Here is a 16,306-nt window from a genome sequence, read left to right on the forward strand (position 1 = left end):
CCCCATGAACCACAACCTAGCGTTAGTGATGGTGCAACATTGAAGTTGTACAGGTCACCGATACCGCCGTGAGTTGTAGGAATGTTGATAAGAATACGTGCAGTCTTCATCTTGTCACCGAAGTAACGGATGCGGTCTGCGTTCACGTCTTGGTTAGTGTAAAGACCAGATGTATGGCCGATACCACCGATTTCAACCATTTTCACTGCTTGGTCTACTGCGTTCTCGAAAGAAGACGCGCGGAACATACCAAGAGTTGGAGATAGTTTCTCGTGAGCGAATTCGTCGTCGTAAGATACTTCACCTAGGCCTTCACCCACTAGAATCTTAGTATCAGCTGGCACTTTAACACCCGCCATTTCAGCGATTGCTACAGCAGGTTGACCTACGATTTTCGCGTTTAGTGCGCCGTCGATAAGAAGCACTTTACGAACTTTATCTGCGTCAGCTTTGCTTAGTACGTGACCTTTGTGAGAAGCAAAACGCTCTTTCACTTCATCGTATACTTCGTCCATTACGATGACTGCTTGCTCAGAAGCACAAACTACGCCGTTATCGAAAGTTTTAGACATAAGAACAGAGGCTACTGCACGTTTGATGTCTGCTGTTTCATCGATAACTACAGGAACGTTACCTGCACCTACGCCGATTGCTGGTTTACCAGAAGAGTAAGCTGCTTTAACCATGCCTGGACCACCAGTCGCAAGGATAAGAGCGATACCATCGTGCTTCATAAGAGCATTTGATAGCTCAACTGAAGGTTGGTCAATCCAACCGATGATGTCTTTTGGTGCGCCCGCTGCTACTGCTGCATCTAGAACAAGTTTAGCTGCATCGTTAGTAGAGTTTTTAGCACGTGGGTGTGGTGAGAAGATGATACCGTTACGAGTCTTCAGAGAGATCAGAGATTTAAAGATCGCTGTAGAAGTTGGGTTAGTTGTTGGAACGATACCACAGATGATACCTACAGGCTCAGCGATAGTCATTGTGCCTAGGTTGTCATCTTCTTCAAGGATGCCACAAGTTTTTTCGTCTTTGTACTTGTTGTAAATGAACTCAGACGCAAAGTGGTTCTTGATTACTTTATCTTCAACAATACCCATACCAGACTCTGCAACCGCTTGTTGTGCTAGCGGGATACGAGCATGGTTAGCTGCTAGAGATGCTGCGCGGAAAATTGCATCTACTTGTTCTTGAGAGAACGTAGCGAATTCTTCTTGAGCTGCTTTTACGCGAGCTACTAGAGCATCTAGTTCAGCCAAATTAGTTACAGGCATAGGGAATCTCCTAAAATTAACAAATATTAAAAACTTTTTATTAAGCTCGTTGTTGGTTTTCGTTCACGCTCTTGGGTGATGTAACTAACAACACTCTTAGTAAATTGCTTTCAGGGCTGAGTATAATATTTCAGAGTGTGAAAAAAATTGACTCAGATCAGTTCTGAAAAATTAATTACTCCCTTAGTGGTACCCACCTAAGAAAAACAACCTTAACATACTGATTTAAAAGAAATATAACCCCAAAACACTAATGCTCAAAAAAACCGCAGTTAAACAACAAAAACTCAAAAACTTTCAAAATTCTGTAAAAAAGTTTCATTTTTATACAAAAATGGCTCTTGTAAGTGCTGTTTCACGTGCTACTGAGAGTATATCCAAATCCCATTATCTCTCTACAACTACACATATCTTTTGTTGAAAGTGTGCGAATGTTAACGTTTATGAAATTTGAAACCTTATATTCCACGCCTATGGTGTAACAAATCGTTCCAATGTCGTTCACAAAACCGTCAATAATAAGATTTTCTCACTCGTAGTGGCCTTTATACGTTAGATTTTTTCATTCGTTTACTCTTACGTAATGAACTACATTATGCGCGAAATTACCCCATTAACTTTTTCATTCCGTCAACGCGTGAGTCACTATTATGCAAACTATCGAGCTTGCGATATTTCTTCAGTTCTTTTTAGGCCTTGTGGCCGCTGTTAACCCTATTGGCATCATGCCGGTGTTCGTTTCTCTCACTGGTCATATGACGTTGGAGGAAAAGAAAAAGACAGCCCTCACTGCAAACGTTGCGGTTGTCGTTATTTTGATCGTCTCTTTATTAGCAGGACAAGTGCTGTTAGATATGTTCAGTATTTCACTCGACTCATTCCGTGTGGCGGGTGGCTTGCTGCTTCTTAGCATCGCATTTTCGATGATGAGCGGTAAGTTGGGTGAAGATAAACAAAACAAACAAGAGAAGACCGAGTCAGTCACTCGCGAACAAGTTGGCGTTGTGCCACTGGCTATGCCGTTAATGGCGGGCCCAGGTGCGATCAGTTCAACGATTGTTTATGGCGCACGTTACCCAAGCATGTTCGACACTATGGGGATTATTCTCACCATCATCGCTTTCTGCTTTTGCTCATGGTTATTATTCCGCTCTGCCCCACTGCTTGTTCGCTTCCTTGGCCAAACAGGCATTAACGTTATCACCCGTATCATGGGTTTGATCTTAGGTGCTCTTGGTATTGAGTTTATTGCGAATGGCTTGCGTGGCCTTTTTCCAGCCTTAGTAGGTTAATACTCCTTTGATCGCTGGTTAGCCTCCCCTTCCCTTTCTGGTATGATGTGGCATCTGATTTTTAACGATGACACATCATGCCAAAGACTTCTTTAAAGCATCATCTCTACGTCATTATTTTCGGCACCCATACCAAAGCGGGCCGTGCCTTTGATATTAGTTTGATTATTGCAATCTTAATTTCATTGGTGGTTCTGGTATTAGAATCATTACCTTCAGTCATGACCGAGTGGAGTACCGAGCTACGTTATTGTGAGTACGCCTTTACTGCCTTGTTTACCCTTGAGTACATCCTCAGGCTCTATTGTTCGCCTAAACCCAAAGCGTACGCCACCAGCTTTTATGGTGTGATCGATCTGCTCGCGATTCTGCCGACCTATCTGGCGATATTCTTCCCTGCGGTGTCATTTATGGGTGTGGTGCGTTTACTGCGTGTAATGCGCATTTTCCGCGTGTTGAAGTTAGTGCGTTATTTACAAGATTCTAATATCTTGTTGCGCTCGCTTTTGATGGCAAAACGCAAGATTTTCATTTTCTTTACCACGGTAGCGATTTTAGTCACCATTTTAGGCTCGTTGATTTATGTTATTGAAGGACCTGCCAATGGATTTACTAGCATACCGCAAAGCATTTATTGGGCGATCGTCACCATTACAACGGTTGGCTACGGTGATCTCGTGCCGCAAACAGCATTAGGGAAAGGTATTGCATCAATTACCATGCTATTGGGTTATTCCATTCTTGCCGTGCCTACCGGGATCATTACGGCAGAATTGAACCAAGAGATGAAGTCTCACCGAACATTGGTTAAATGCCCAAACTGTTCAAAGTCTGGGCATGAATCTGATGCGATGTACTGTAAGTTTTGTGGTGGTGAGTTGGCTGAACCCGATGCTCGCATGGTCACGCAAGGTTCAGAGCTCGATTAATCAGCACAAGATTGTGAATTGAAATACTAAAAAGGGTGTCGTGTGACACCCTTTTTTGTTGATCAGATTTAATTAGCGATATTGATATCTTAGAACACACTTAGTCGTGGCGGACTAACAACCATCCGTCACTGTTTCAATGGCATACTCATCACCGACCTGCATTGCCGTTGTGTATTTGACATAGCACTGCGTTGCCTCAATCTCACCATTAAAATCACTGCCCGTGTATCCATGCAGATAGCTCGAACGCGTTGCGATCCAATAATCAGGGGTGGTCACCGAGCCATTATTTCGTGCCGCCCAGACCCATTCTTTACTCAGATCATGATAGCCTTCATCTAAAGTAAGAAATTCAACTAAACCTTGCTTGTTCACCGCGGGATAGCCAAATTGGATCGAGCCCGCCCCGTCAATGGCATAATACGCTTCGTTCTGTTTATTCAATACCACTGCCTTACTATGAGCAAGTTCCACTGCATCATGCACCGCTGCCGATACACCTTGCAGAGCAGAGGTATTCGCACTGTCTTTTAGATTGATGAATTTAGGCATCGCCACCACAGCCAAGATCGCCAAGATAACCATCACCACCACCAATTCAATCAGTGTAAAACCTTGTTTCGTTCGCTTCATCGTTGATCCCCTTTTACCAAGCGGAGTTACGGTAAAGGAGCTAAGTCAGCGGCATGTCATTGATTTGTTAGCGCAAGTCAGAATCCAAATCGTTCGCCACAAGACTAGATATGAAAATACCCGCTCAGTGGCGGGTATTGAGGATAGGTATAACACCGACTACGATCAATTATGCTTGGTTATTTTTGATCGACTCACAAAGTGGGGTTACTGGTGTGATGTTTGCTTTGGCCTCTTGCCATGCAAGATCAGCATTGCCATCACAGATCGCGTCAATCATCGGTTTATGGCTCAGCGCACTTTGCGACAAATCGTAATCAATGTGGGTCATACTTAAATAGCTCAGCAATTGGTTAGCGATCTCACCATAGGCTTTCTCCATTCGCTTACTGCAACTCACCTCGATGATTTTACGATGCAGTTTAAAGTCAGCTTGGCTGATTGCTTGAATATCATCGGGTGCAGAAGCACACAAATCGCAATACTCTTGAAATAACTCGCTTAGTGCTCGCTTATCTTGTTCCGAAGCTTTTTCCGCTGCCATCGCCGCAGCCTGGCTTTCAAGCGCGACTCGCAGGTTATACAGTTCCCATAAATCGTCTTCATCAAGCATGAATACATGCCAGCCAGCGTAAGGCTTTTGCACCACAAGACCTTCGTGGGACAAGGTGTTAAGCGCCATTCGAACTGTACTACGTGACAGCTCCAAATCCTTGGCTAGGGTGCTTTCAACAATTTTCTCGCCTTGTTCCATTTCACCATTCACGATCTTCTCGCGAAGGTAGTCGGTGGCTTGTTCTTCTAAGCTTTGTTTATTGATTATCATTGTTTGAAGTTATCCATTGGCTTTATCTATACACAGTCATCCTAAACTGGCATATCGAGCACATCGTCTGGGATCTGTGGGTATCATAGCAAACTCTGCTTTCCAACCGCACTACTGTAATGTGAAAACAAGTGCAACGGGTTAAATATTGAGTTGTTGGCGACTAACATGGTGATAAATCACGCGCTACCAAAGCCATTACCTCTTTGCTCTGCGATCTATTCTTTATCTAGCACTAATAAGAAAGGCTACCCCATGGTAGCCTTTGATGTTACGCGTCACTCACTCGCCCCCTTACAACGATATGTTACGGGAAGTGATAACGAATTATTGTTTTTCTGCCAGGATGATACGCAATGTACGACGTAGTGGTTCTGCAGCACCCCACAGTAGTTGGTCACCGACAGTAAAGGCATTTAGGAAATCATCACCCATCGCCATTTTACGTAAACGGCCCACAGGAACAGACAGTGTGCCCGTCACTTTTGCCGGGGTCAGCTCTTGTGCAGTGATGTCTCGGTCGTTCGGGATCACTTTAACCCAATCGTTATGCGTTGCGATGATTTCTTCAATCTCATCCATTGGCACATTTTGCTTCAGCTTAATGGTGAGCGCTTGAGAGTGACAACGCATTGCACCGATGCGCACACATGTACCGTCAATTGGCACTGGTGCATTTTGGAAGCCTAAAATCTTGTTCGCTTCAACCCCCGCTTTCCACTCTTCTTTACTCTGACCATTATCACGCTTCACATCGATCCATGGGATCAAAGAGCCTGCCAGTGGCACACCGAACTTATCGGTTGGGAAAGAGCCACTGCGCATGGTATCGGCAACTTTTTGGTCAATATCAAGAATTGAGCTGGCTGGATTTGCAAGCTGTGAGCTGACAGCATCGTTCACCACACCCATTTGTGAAATGAGCTCACGCATGTTTTGTGCACCCGCGCCAGAAGCTGCTTGATACGTCATCGCGCTAGTCCATTCAACCAACCCTTTTTCAAACAGACCACCAAGGCCCATCAGCATCAAGCTCACGGTACAGTTACCACCAACAAAGGTGTTGGTGCCGCCGAGAATACCTTGTTGGATCTGTGCGTGGTTGACAGGATCAAGAGTGATAATCGAATCAGATGCCATACGTAGCGTTGAAGCGGCATCAATCCAGTAGCCTTTCCAACCCGCTTGGCGAAGTGCTGGGTACACTTGCTCGGTATAACCACCACCTTGACAGGTGATAATGGCATCGAGCTGCTTTAAACTTTCGATATCGAAGGCATCTTGCAGATTTCCTGCATCTTTATTGGCAAAAACAGGTGCCGGAATGCCAATTTGCGATGTACTGTAAAATACCGGCTCAATGAAATTGAAGTCACCTTCTTCAACCATGCGTTGCATTAACACAGAACCAACCATGCCACGCCAACCAACTAAACCTACTCTCATCATCTACTCTCCATGTATTCTTTAAAAATGGGTATTCACCCATATTTCAATTTTCAAACAAAAATCTCAAGTGAAAAATCATCCTTTGCTACAACTTTTACGATTATTTTAATAATTTCACCATAAAACGGCCATTTTCATGATGATTTGCCCGCTCAAAGCGACGTCCTCAAACGGCTGTTATTTCAAAAAAGCCAAATTACACCTGTAACACATAAAGATCACACTACAAAAACCCACCAGCATCACACCATTAACAATATTCGGAGTATTTAACCGTAAACAAACCAATTGAAAGCTAAATGAAGCACACAAATGAAACAAGCTCGATATATTCATCTAATTAGGGTAAAGTCCGCACTATCAAAAAGGAGTTAACACTCGTATCAATCACTTAGCATTATCAGAGTCAATCTGAGGGCAGATCCGTTCAACAAACTTGCATAATCAAACTGAAGTGACCACGTGATTCACATGGCCTCGGTCTTTGTTTGCCCTAAATTTTGTTGATTTCACCCCAGCTAAGGAATGAACAGTATTAAATAGCTAAGAGGCTCGCGATGACGCAACGTACACTTCGCCTACCAAGTTTGACACAAGTAATTGTTTCACTTGGTTTATTCCTGTTAATGGCATTTTCGTTTACTGCCAAGTTTAACCTACCCATTCAGCTTGCGCTGTATATAGGCTGGTTCATTATTATCGTATTGGGCTTACGACTTGGGCATAAATACAAAGAGCTAGAACAAGCGGCTCTAAATGGCATTTCTAATGGTTTAGGCGCGGTACTGATCCTACTCGCCGTTGGCGCACTCGTCGGAACTTGGATTTCTGGCGGCATCGTACCGACCATCATTTACTATGGCCTAAAAGCGATCCATCCTTCTATTTTCCTACTTGCTACCATGGTGATCTGTTCTTTAACCGCTTTGGCCACGGGAACCTCTTGGGGCGCTGCTGGTACTGCGGGTATTGCGATGATGGGAATTGGCCAAGGCCTTGGCGTACCTGCACCGATTACGGCGGGTGCTATCCTTTCTGGTTGTTACTTTGGCGATAAGATGTCACCGCTGTCTGATTCCGTGATTCTAGCCTCTTCAATGTCAAACGTTGAAGTGGTCGAGCACATCAAAGGCATGCTACCTATTGCGCTTATCAGCTACATCATCACTGGTATTCTGTTTACACTGTTCGGCTTCCACTACGCTGGTAACATCGACATGTCACAAGTAGACGGTGTGATTTCCGCGATGGATCAACAGTTCTACATCACGCCATTCTCGTTTGTTCCGGTCGTTATTGTCTTAGCTTTACTCGCCATGCGCATGCCTTCATTCCCTGTGATCAGCTTTGGTTCTTTGCTCGGTATTGTTTGGGCTGTGATGATCCAAGATGTGAATTTCCTAACTGCATTTCAAACCGCATGGGAACCATACTCGATTTTATCGGGCGTAGACTTCATCGATTCAATCTTAAACCGTGGTGGCATGTCTTCAATGCTGGGGTCGGTTGCGGTTATCGTGTTTGGTTTAGGTTTTGGTGGCTTACTAGATAAAGTGGGCGTACTAGAAACGGTGGCGAAAATGTTTGAACGTCGTGTAAACAGCGCCGGCTCTTTAGCTACCTCGACCATTGCTACCGCGTTTATGGGTAACGTCTTTGGCTCTGCAATGTACGTATCGCTTATCCTTACGCCAAAGATTTGCGCTAAAAATTACGACCGTCTGGGCTATAAACGTAAGAACCTTTCACGTAACGCGGAATTTGGCGGCACATTAACCTCGGGCATGGTGCCATGGAGTGATAATGGCATTTATATGGCAAGTATTCTGGGCGTCGCAACCCTCTCTTATGCGCCATTTATGTGGCTCAGCTTCGTTTGTATTATCGTGACCATCGTAACCTCGTACTTAGGCTTGTTCGTGGATAAATGCGAACCAACCGCACAAGCAAGCGAGGAAGAAGAAAACGGCTTGCAGCAGCAAAACGCCTAATCTTTCCGTTACCAATGAAAAAAGAGCGCCTAGGCGCTCTTTTTTGTTATCCCACCATCGCCTGTTAGCGACTTATTTACTGCTTTGCTTTGACAGCAGATCGTTTACCCAACAGATAACCTAGACCGAGTGGGGCGAAGAAAATCACGCCTATAAACAGCACAAAGTAAAGAATGGTGCTTTTGATTAACTCGATAAGTTTATCCATCGCAAGGTTCACCACCTGTTGTGAAACGTGGTCTAAATCTTGAGCAAACTTCTCTCGCTCATGGCTAATAATTAGCGCTACTTCTTGCCGCTCTCTTGCTACCATCGCCTCTAACGCTTGGCGCTCAACACTCAATTGTGCCAATCTAGCCTCGGTTTTTTGATCGATATCTTCCACCAGCGGTTGCAATTGCAATGCCATTTGCTCGGCTAAATCGCTCATGTACTCGGGATTGTTTTGGATAAAATCGTTCAGTGCATCTGAGGTCACTTTTAAACTATCTAAAGCTTGATTAACCTGTTCAATACTGGCCGTGCTATTTAACGCCAGTAATTGCGCTTTCCACGTCATGATTTTCGGTGTTTGCTCAGAGACTAAACTAAGGCGATCAGACACATCACCTATCGCTTCTGGCATTGTGCCCAACGTCGTGACCGCTTCTTCTTCACTGATGTTATTGGCCTCAAGCCATGCGCGATAAGCGGGCGTACGAATTAAGCTAAGATCGGCAAAGGGATAAGTCGCGACAAACTGGGTAACAAACTCATTTGATTGCGCATACACGCTCGGTTTGAGCAGTGCTTTGGCGAGCTTATCAATCTCTTTGGCAAGATGCGCTGAGACTTGTTTCGCTTCATCACCAATAAACAGGTCTTTGCCTCCGCCTTGCGCGAAAAATTGATTCATTTGATGGGTAAATACCCATGTATCAATTAGCCCTGCCATTGGCGAGACTTGGTATGCTGCTGCTTGTAATCCTTCTTCAGCGTTGATTTTCCATAACAAGATATAAGACTGATGGAGCTGATCTTTAGGTTCATACTGTTTATGCAGTACATCTGCCGCTTGTTCAACTTGGGCAAAGAATTGCTGAGCATATTCACGCGTCATGATACGCATATTGAGCTCTTGCTGGGTCAATGGAACAGTTTGGCTGTCAATTTTGACTTCCAATAATGAACACCCAGAAAGCGTTACCGTGAGCGATAAAAATGCGCCTAATAAACATCGACGGAGAAACATACTGTCACCTACAACTACTTTATCTATCTAACTTTGAACAATGCCAACCGAATTAAGTAAACCCGTTCAAAGGCTTATTGATGGTGACATAAGCCTATTTATACATCAGCTTGCTTAAGTTTAAGTCAGAGTACCTTTAAATCGCTGAGTTATTTATCAACGAATGAGAGAATAACGTACGATATTTCAATATTGCTGTCAGACTTACGCTTCTTCTGTCAGAAATCCCTTTGCTTCTTTAATCGCTTGGCTCAAATAGACATCCAATGTCACTAATAGCTCGGCGACCTGAGTGCTGTCTTTTTGAATCGCCTCTTCTACCTTGCCGGCAATATCGCGTAGACGATCGGCACCAAGATTGCCGCCCACCCCTTTAAGACTATGTGCTTTACGAATCGCTTCCTCTGGCGCATCACTGAGTAAGCGAGTTATTTCAGCAACATCGCGTTGGTGATCTTCAACGAACACTTCCAATAACATACAGAGTGACTCGCGATCATCGCCTAACGAGTCCAACATCAATGGAAAATTGATTTGGCTTTCAACCTCTGTAGGATCGCTCTGCGAGATAGATTGTGGCTCCAGCTCACCATTATTGCCTACAAAATTAACAATATTTGCTCGCTCTTGCTTGTTTGCAATGTAATGCGCTTGTTCTTCCAATTGCGGTGATGTCATCGACTCCGTTTGTTGTTTTTGTGGTGAGACTTGATCGGGACGAGTTTGTGTTTGCGACTCCGTCTGCGCATGAAGCGGGGTCGCTGCGGCGATTTGCGCGACAAACAAAGTAAAGCTGCGATACCACAGCGCCATTAATAGCAGCATCACACAGCCACTCAACAGTGCGCCGATAATAAGATGTTTTTCGAGTAACAAATGATATTGGTCACCGATCGCGGTCACTTCATTATGCACAGAGTGGCTAACCAGTTGAGAGACCAAATACGATCCTTGCGCATAGCTGCCCATGACCTGAGAGGTATTGGCTAAGATAGCTTGCAGTTGCTGCTTATCTTCTGCCGCTAATGACAAGGATTGGGTGTACAAATTATCTAGATCGCGATAGGCAATGGAAGCTTGAGAAGCGTCAGAAAAGAGTGCCTCAAAAACATAAGCACTTAAACGGAAATAATACGATTCAAGATCTGATTGCTCTGCATAGGCAAGACGCTTTGCTTGCACCTGAGTAATCAAATCAACCAAGGCGAGCTCTGTATTGATAAACGCATGACTTTGTTCAACAAACCATTCCGTAGTAAACAACAATTGTTGGACATCAGGATTGAACCATTCTTTGGCTGACGCTTGCGATAATTGCTGGTGCAGCTGTTCGATCTTATTCAGATTGCTGGCTTGTTGCTCGACAAGATTGACACGATAAGGGGCGTCGAAAAAGAGCCGACTGCGGAATTCTTCAATACTGTCACCCAGTTGGGCAACCTTGACCATCTTTGCTTCCGTTTTATGGTAGTTCACCACTAAAGCTGTGAGCGCAATGGCCCAAATTAGAATTAGTCCCCAGCCAAGCATCAGTTGTCTTTTTTGCATGTCCACCTACACATGGTTAATTCTCTAAAATACAAGAATATACGCAAAGTGGCCGTAATGCAGGTTAGGACGGACAAAATGTCGCCAAGCGCAGGTTATCGATAAGAAATGTAATAAGTGCAATGGTAGGCAAAAATCCTTAGGTAATAAAAAGCCCCGCATGAGAGACGAGGCTAAATAATCGTTATGTAAAACGATTTATCATTTACGTGTCAGCTGATCACGTAGATTTGGCGGTGTGCCTTTAATGGTCAGTGTATCCGTTTCTGGATCATAAAATACACGCTCACCTAAAAGCATGCTATCGAAGCTCATGTTAATACCACCGCCTGCACCCACGTATTTGGTGAGTTTGCGTACGGTTGAGCGATCGGCAGGGAAGCTCTCTTCCAGCTCATAACCGTGATCTTGAGTAAACTGTAAGAAGCTTGAGCCATCTTCTGCAGGTGGTAATTCACCAGACAACTCTCTAATTTGCACTTCATCGCCAGATTTAAGTTGGCCACTGCAGTAATCAAACACTTGTTTTTTATAACTGTTTGCATCTGATTTTTCTAATTTAGAATCAGTACAAAAATCTTCTACCGCTTGCATCAATACTTGGTTTTGCTGCTTAGTATCAAGACCGATATCGGCTTGTAGGAAGTCGAGGAAAAAATCAGCCACTTTACGGCCAACACGACCTTTGATGTAAGTTAGGTAACGATTTGAATCTTTATCTGTTTCAAAGCTCGACAGATCAATGCGTGCGGCGATATCCATTTTCGAAAGGTCAAGATAGTCTGTTGCGCTAATATCTAGACCTTCTGTCACTTTCAAACTGTGGTTTGAAGGAATAATGCCGACAAATAAATAATCCGTCGCCAATGACTGATATTCAGCAAAAACTAAGATACCTTCGTCTGCAAATGGGTACTTAGACAATTCATCTTTAAGACGATTTGCGCTAACTTGTGAGAAATCATAAAAATTTCGATCTTGCTTACGAAGTTCTTGCAACCAGACTTGAAATTCGCTGTCTGATTTAAAGGAACCGAAACCTTTACCTGCTTTCGAGTTGAATACACGATGCAGCTCAGCAACAAGGTTTTCACTAGAGGTATCGTTCGCCAACGCGTCTGCGCGGAAGTTAACCACCAGTTCTTCGGATTCGTTTTTTTGCAGTTGATGTAGGATAACGTTAGAAAGATAGAGGCTCATGATGAAATTTATCGTCGTTCTAGGATTCAGTTGCTCGGCATTGTAGGTTATCATAAGCCGCTTTACTATTCTTCATTAGAGTCTTTATGCCGATTACATCTAAATACAGCGACGAAAAATTTGAAAACATTTTGACCGAAGTTGCGGCTGTGCTAGCTAAGCACGGTGCTGGTCCAGATTTATCATTAATGATCGCTGGTAACATTGCAACAAACGTAATCAACGAACGTGTTGGCCAAGGTCAACGCAAAGCAATTGCTGAAAAATTTGCTCAAGCATTGTTGTCTTCAATTGACGACAAAGCACACTAATTAGAACCGGAATTTAGAACAGTACATGGTAGATAACGGAAATACATACGGAGAGCGCGTTTCGCGTTTGGTTGGTTGGGGCCATTGGTTTGCGTTTTTCAATATTATCGCAGCCATGCTTGTCGGTACCCGATACATCACTCAATCTCCGTGGCCTGAGACACTACTCGGTCAGTTTTACCTCGCGGTTTCCTGGGTTGGCCATTTTGGCTTCTTGGTGTTCGCGCTTTATCTACTGGTTCTATTTCCACTGACGTTCATCATTCCGTCACGTAAGCTATTTCGCTTAGTGTCGGTCTGTTTGGTGACTATAGGCTTGACGCTGCTGCTTATTGACACGCAAGCCTATCAAACCATTAATCTTCACCTTACTCCTGTAGTATGGGAAGTCCTATTTTCTGAAAACAGTGGTACCGTAAGTGCCGATTTACAGCATCTTTTCGTTGTATTACCGCTGATTTTCTTAGTTGAGTTGGCGCTATCTGAATGGGTGTGGCGTAAACAACGTAAACTATCGCACAAGCATGTCGGACGCCCGATTGCTGCGATATTTTTCATCTGCTTTACCTCAAGCCACCTGATCTACTCTTGGGCGGATGCGCATTTCTACACCCCAATCACCTCCCAACAGGCAAATTTCCCGTTGTCATACCCAATGACGGCGAAATCCTTTATGGAAAAACATGGCCTGCTTGATCGAGAAGAGTATCTCAAGCGACGCGCTGAGAGCTTGGGTGAATCAGAATTGGTTCGCTACCCACTAGAACAAATCGAATTTAGTCGCCGCGCCAACCCACTTAATGTACTGGTTGTGAGCGTCAACAATTTACGTGCTGATGCGTTAAATGCTTCGGCCATGCCTAATACTTTCCAATATTCCTTAGATAACTTGAGCTTCAATAATCATTTCAGTTCAAGCAATGATAGCAATGGTGTTTTTGGCTTGCTCTACGGCTTGCCAACGAGTTACGCAAGCAGCATTAAAGAACAAGCTTCACTGCCAATCGTATTGTCAACTCTGCAAGATCAAGACTATCAATTTGGTCTCTTTAGTGGTGATAACTTTGAAGACCCACTGTACAAAGATATCGTCTTTAATGGTCTTGAACTGCAATCGATTGAAACGGCTAAGGCAAAATCTTCTGACATGTTAGCAATCAATGCTTGGGCCGATTGGGTGCAAGTGCAAGATGGCCAGCCTTGGTTTAGCTTTATTGAGCTCACCACGCTCGATAACTTTAACGATTATTCGCACTCTGCTGGTAACGCGAGTGAATCACTCAGTGTCAGCTATACGCAATCCGTTAGCATCGCAGATCAAGAATTAGCGGCACTGTATGCAAAAATTGAAGAGCTAAACCTATCCGATTCAACCGTGATTATCGTGACGTCAAACCATGGTACTGAATTTAATGAAACGGGCTCAAATAGCTGGGGTGCAGGCTCTAACTACAGCCAATACCAACTTGAAGTGCCGATGGTGATTCATTGGCCAGGTAAAGTCGCTGGCCAGTATAACCATCGAACCAGCCACCTAGATTTATCTGTCACGTTACTGCAAGATTTACTTGGCGTTTCATCTAACCCGTCAGATTACAGCAGTGGTCGCAATCTGTTTGATGAACGTTCACGTAAGTGGATTCTAGCTGGCGATCATCACGAACTCGCGCTGATCACCAACAGCAACACCACTGTGATCGATAAGTTTGGTAACTATAAGCTCTATGATGCGAACTACCAGCGCTTACGTGATGAAAATCCCGCACTGCCTGTACTGATGCAAGGCTTAACTGAATTGCAGCGCTTTTACACAAAAAGCAAATAAATCAGTTCGTTATATTGACGCCAGCAGACCGACTCGTTAAATTGAAGCTATCGGACTGTAGCGCAGCTTGGTAGCGCACCGTCATGGGGTGTCGGGGGTCGGAGGTTCAAATCCTCTCAGTCCGACCATACACCTTTAAAAAGAGAGCTTCGGCTCTCTTTTTTGTTTTCTGCTCACCCTAAAAACACGACTCAGTCGAATCTCAATAGTTTGTCAGCCGGACGACTCCCCATAATGATTGCTCCTAAGCTTAATAAATCCAGCAATTAAAGAACTAACCAGCTTCATCCGTAACACTATCTGTTCAGCAAATAAGCTTGTTTTTATTTCAAAATCAAACATATAGAACACAAAGCAAGCAAATGAAAAATAAAACCGTTAAATCGCTCAAAAACAAGGCAAACAATCAATTTAGGGGTTTACAAGGATCTCCGACCTATATATTATGCGTCTCAACGGAGAGATGGCTGAGTGGTTTAAAGCACCGGTCTTGAAAACCGGCGTGGGTTTATAGCCCACCTAGGGTTCAAATCCCTATCTCTCCGCCACATTTAGAAAAGCCCGCTAAGCAATTAGCGGGCTTTTTGCTATTTGTTATCTCTCGTTCTCCCCAGTCTTTTTTATCTCACTGATAAACGCAACTCTACATACCTCGCAAGGTTCAAATATTTCACTTCTCATTTAGGGTAATATTCGCGCCAAAGAAAATGCACCGACTCATCTTCTATGATTTACGTAAATCAAGCAGCAACATTAATATTGCTTCTTATCCACGAAATAACCATTACCTTAATTGGTACACTCCATCACTGTGAGTAGTGAAATAGGCTTGTTATGAAGTTTTCCCAGCTCAGTGCATTCAAAACTATTGTCGAATGCCAAACAATGACATCCGCAGCAAATCAACTTAATCTGAGTCAGCCCGCCGTCAGTCGTTTATTATCAAATTTAGAACAACGCATCGGCTTTAAGTTGTTTACTCGTCAAGGAAATCGCTTAGTTTTAAATAATGAAGGTCAAGCATTTTACTTTGAAGTTGCTAAAGTCTTCGAGGCCATATCAGGGCTTGATCAAGCGGCAAATTCAATTAGAACCAACCAGTTTGGTTCTCTAAACATCGCTGCTATGCCTCTACTCTCTAACACTTACCTACCCAGAGTACTAGGTAACTTTTTACAGCGCGCACCCAAACTGAAAGTTGGACTCAAAACATACCGCTCTGAAGAAGTGGTTCGTTACGCCCAGAGTCAAACGATCGATATTGGCTTCTCGTTTAACGGTTCAGGAACGACGGGGGTTATTTCTCAGCATGTTGAATGCGAATGTGTATGTCTGATTCCTGCCTCATCACCACTGGCTAAGCTTGCGATTATTGATATACATGACTTGGCTGATCAGGTACTCATTCGTCATGAAAAAGATGTTCCACAATGTCGAATTGATGCCATGTTACGTCGATATGATTTGACGATTATCGAACAAATTGAAGTGTCATTAGCCAGTACGGCTTCTAGCCTAGTACAACAAGGCGTAGGAATCGCAATCACGGATCCATTTACCGCGGTTATGGATAGTGTGAGCCCATTACTCGTAACACGGCCTCTTGCCTTTAGCTTGCCGTTTGAATTCGACATTCTCTATCCTGCATTAAAACCTATCCACCGCCACGCAGAACGTTTTATTGAACACTTTTTATTACTCGCCGATTCAATGGGTATACAACTTAAAATTGGTTCACTACAAGATTCAACGAACTAATATGAATGATTGAATGCAAAAAAGAGAGTTATT

At 43.8% G+C, this 16,306-nt stretch carries 13 protein-coding genes and 2 tRNA genes; 8 read left to right on the top strand and 7 right to left on the bottom strand.

The features are described from left to right. On the bottom strand, positions 1 to 1,277 hold a 1,277-nt coding region (locus tag RH86_RS17720), incomplete at its 3' end, for an aldehyde dehydrogenase family protein (RefSeq protein WP_009387681.1). Positions 1,278 to 1,927: 650 nt separating this feature from the next. On the opposite strand from RH86_RS17720, the gene RH86_RS17725 reads away from it, so the two are divergent. Then, a complete protein-coding gene (locus RH86_RS17725) occupies positions 1,928 to 2,569 on the top strand; it encodes a YchE family NAAT transporter (RefSeq protein ID WP_005593959.1) in 642 nt (213 codons plus the stop codon). A gap of 77 nt (positions 2,570 to 2,646) precedes the next feature. Further along, complete coding sequence (locus RH86_RS17730) at positions 2,647 to 3,498, top strand: ion transporter (RefSeq protein ID WP_009387683.1); 852 nt, start codon at positions 2,647 to 2,649, stop codon at positions 3,496 to 3,498. Positions 3,499 to 3,612: 114 nt separating this feature from the next. Here the strand turns inward: RH86_RS17730 and RH86_RS17735 are convergent, their stop codons facing one another. The 3 genes from RH86_RS17735 to asd all read right to left on the bottom strand — a co-directional run bounded on the left by RH86_RS17735 (position 3,613) and on the right by asd (position 6,406). Continuing rightward, complete coding sequence (locus RH86_RS17735) at positions 3,613 to 4,134, bottom strand: type II secretion system protein (RefSeq protein WP_009387685.1); 522 nt, start codon at positions 4,132 to 4,134, stop codon at positions 3,613 to 3,615. Positions 4,135 to 4,303: 169 nt separating this feature from the next. Beyond that, complete coding sequence (locus RH86_RS17740; protein WP_009387687.1) at positions 4,304 to 4,960, bottom strand: GntR family transcriptional regulator; 657 nt, start codon at positions 4,958 to 4,960, stop codon at positions 4,304 to 4,306. A gap of 327 nt (positions 4,961 to 5,287) precedes the next feature. Further along, the gene (gene asd / locus RH86_RS17745; protein ID WP_009387800.1) at positions 5,288 to 6,406 is read right to left on the bottom strand and encodes an aspartate-semialdehyde dehydrogenase; all 1,119 of its coding nucleotides are present in this window, start codon (positions 6,404 to 6,406) and stop codon (positions 5,288 to 5,290) included. A gap of 560 nt (positions 6,407 to 6,966) precedes the next feature. Here asd and nhaC point away from each other — a divergent pair. Beyond that, positions 6,967 to 8,400 carry a Na+/H+ antiporter NhaC gene (nhaC, locus tag RH86_RS17750; RefSeq protein WP_009387801.1) on the top strand — a complete coding sequence of 478 codons (1,434 nt, stop codon included), beginning with the start codon at positions 6,967 to 6,969 and terminating at the stop codon, positions 8,398 to 8,400. A gap of 76 nt (positions 8,401 to 8,476) precedes the next feature. Here the strand turns inward: nhaC and RH86_RS17755 are convergent, their stop codons facing one another. From RH86_RS17755 to yejK, 3 genes are all read right to left on the bottom strand, one after another. Beyond that, positions 8,477 to 9,631, bottom strand: coding sequence for a hypothetical protein (locus RH86_RS17755; RefSeq protein WP_009387803.1), 1,155 nt, complete (start codon positions 9,629 to 9,631; stop codon positions 8,477 to 8,479). 204 nt (positions 9,632 to 9,835) lie between these two features. Continuing rightward, positions 9,836 to 11,179 carry an Hpt domain-containing protein gene (locus tag RH86_RS17760; protein WP_009387805.1) on the bottom strand — a complete coding sequence of 448 codons (1,344 nt, stop codon included), beginning with the start codon at positions 11,177 to 11,179 and terminating at the stop codon, positions 9,836 to 9,838. 201 nt (positions 11,180 to 11,380) lie between these two features. Then, entirely contained in the window at positions 11,381 to 12,379 is a 999-nt protein-coding gene (yejK, locus tag RH86_RS17765; RefSeq protein ID WP_009387808.1) for a nucleoid-associated protein YejK, read from the bottom strand. 86 nt (positions 12,380 to 12,465) lie between these two features. Between yejK and RH86_RS17770 the strand changes: the two genes are divergently transcribed. From RH86_RS17770 to RH86_RS17790, 5 genes are all read left to right on the top strand, one after another. Continuing rightward, positions 12,466 to 12,690 (top strand): YejL family protein, encoded by a 225-nt coding sequence (locus RH86_RS17770; protein WP_005593944.1) that lies wholly within the window; start codon positions 12,466 to 12,468, stop codon positions 12,688 to 12,690. 25 nt (positions 12,691 to 12,715) lie between these two features. Next, entirely contained in the window at positions 12,716 to 14,515 is a 1,800-nt protein-coding gene (locus tag RH86_RS17775; RefSeq protein ID WP_009387810.1) for a DUF3413 domain-containing protein, read from the top strand. 51 nt (positions 14,516 to 14,566) lie between these two features. Continuing rightward, positions 14,567 to 14,643 (top strand) — tRNA-Pro (locus RH86_RS17780). A 329-nt stretch (positions 14,644 to 14,972) separates the two neighbouring features. Then, a tRNA-Ser gene (locus RH86_RS17785) sits at positions 14,973 to 15,063 on the top strand. 286 nt (positions 15,064 to 15,349) lie between these two features. Continuing rightward, positions 15,350 to 16,273 (top strand): LysR family transcriptional regulator, encoded by a 924-nt coding sequence (locus RH86_RS17790; protein ID WP_009387811.1) that lies wholly within the window; start codon positions 15,350 to 15,352, stop codon positions 16,271 to 16,273. Positions 16,274 to 16,306 lie beyond the last annotated feature (33 nt).

This window comes from Vibrio sp. N418, assembly GCF_000222565.1.
Taxonomy (GTDB): domain Bacteria; phylum Pseudomonadota; class Gammaproteobacteria; order Enterobacterales; family Vibrionaceae; genus Vibrio; species Vibrio scophthalmi.

What these genes read in the sequence shown, in the direction of transcription:
- RH86_RS17725 (WP_005593959.1), top strand. Translation starts at nt 1,928, where the DNA reads ATGCAAACTATCGAGCTTGCGATATTTCTTCAGTTCTTTTTAGGCCTT.
- RH86_RS17730 (WP_009387683.1), top strand. Translation starts at nt 2,647, where the DNA reads ATGCCAAAGACTTCTTTAAAGCATCATCTCTACGTCATTATTTTCGGC.
- RH86_RS17735 (WP_009387685.1), bottom strand. Translation starts at nt 4,134, where the DNA reads ATGAAGCGAACGAAACAAGGTTTTACACTGATTGAATTGGTGGTGGTG.
- RH86_RS17740 (WP_009387687.1), bottom strand. Translation starts at nt 4,960, where the DNA reads ATGATAATCAATAAACAAAGCTTAGAAGAACAAGCCACCGACTACCTT.
- asd (WP_009387800.1), bottom strand. Translation starts at nt 6,406, where the DNA reads ATGAGAGTAGGTTTAGTTGGTTGGCGTGGCATGGTTGGTTCTGTGTTA.
- nhaC (WP_009387801.1), top strand. Translation starts at nt 6,967, where the DNA reads ATGACGCAACGTACACTTCGCCTACCAAGTTTGACACAAGTAATTGTT.
- RH86_RS17755 (WP_009387803.1), bottom strand. Translation starts at nt 9,631, where the DNA reads ATGTTTCTCCGTCGATGTTTATTAGGCGCATTTTTATCGCTCACGGTA.
- RH86_RS17760 (WP_009387805.1), bottom strand. Translation starts at nt 11,179, where the DNA reads ATGCAAAAAAGACAACTGATGCTTGGCTGGGGACTAATTCTAATTTGG.
- yejK (WP_009387808.1), bottom strand. Translation starts at nt 12,379, where the DNA reads ATGAGCCTCTATCTTTCTAACGTTATCCTACATCAACTGCAAAAAAAC.
- RH86_RS17770 (WP_005593944.1), top strand. Translation starts at nt 12,466, where the DNA reads ATGCCGATTACATCTAAATACAGCGACGAAAAATTTGAAAACATTTTG.
- RH86_RS17775 (WP_009387810.1), top strand. Translation starts at nt 12,716, where the DNA reads ATGGTAGATAACGGAAATACATACGGAGAGCGCGTTTCGCGTTTGGTT.
- RH86_RS17790 (WP_009387811.1), top strand. Translation starts at nt 15,350, where the DNA reads ATGAAGTTTTCCCAGCTCAGTGCATTCAAAACTATTGTCGAATGCCAA.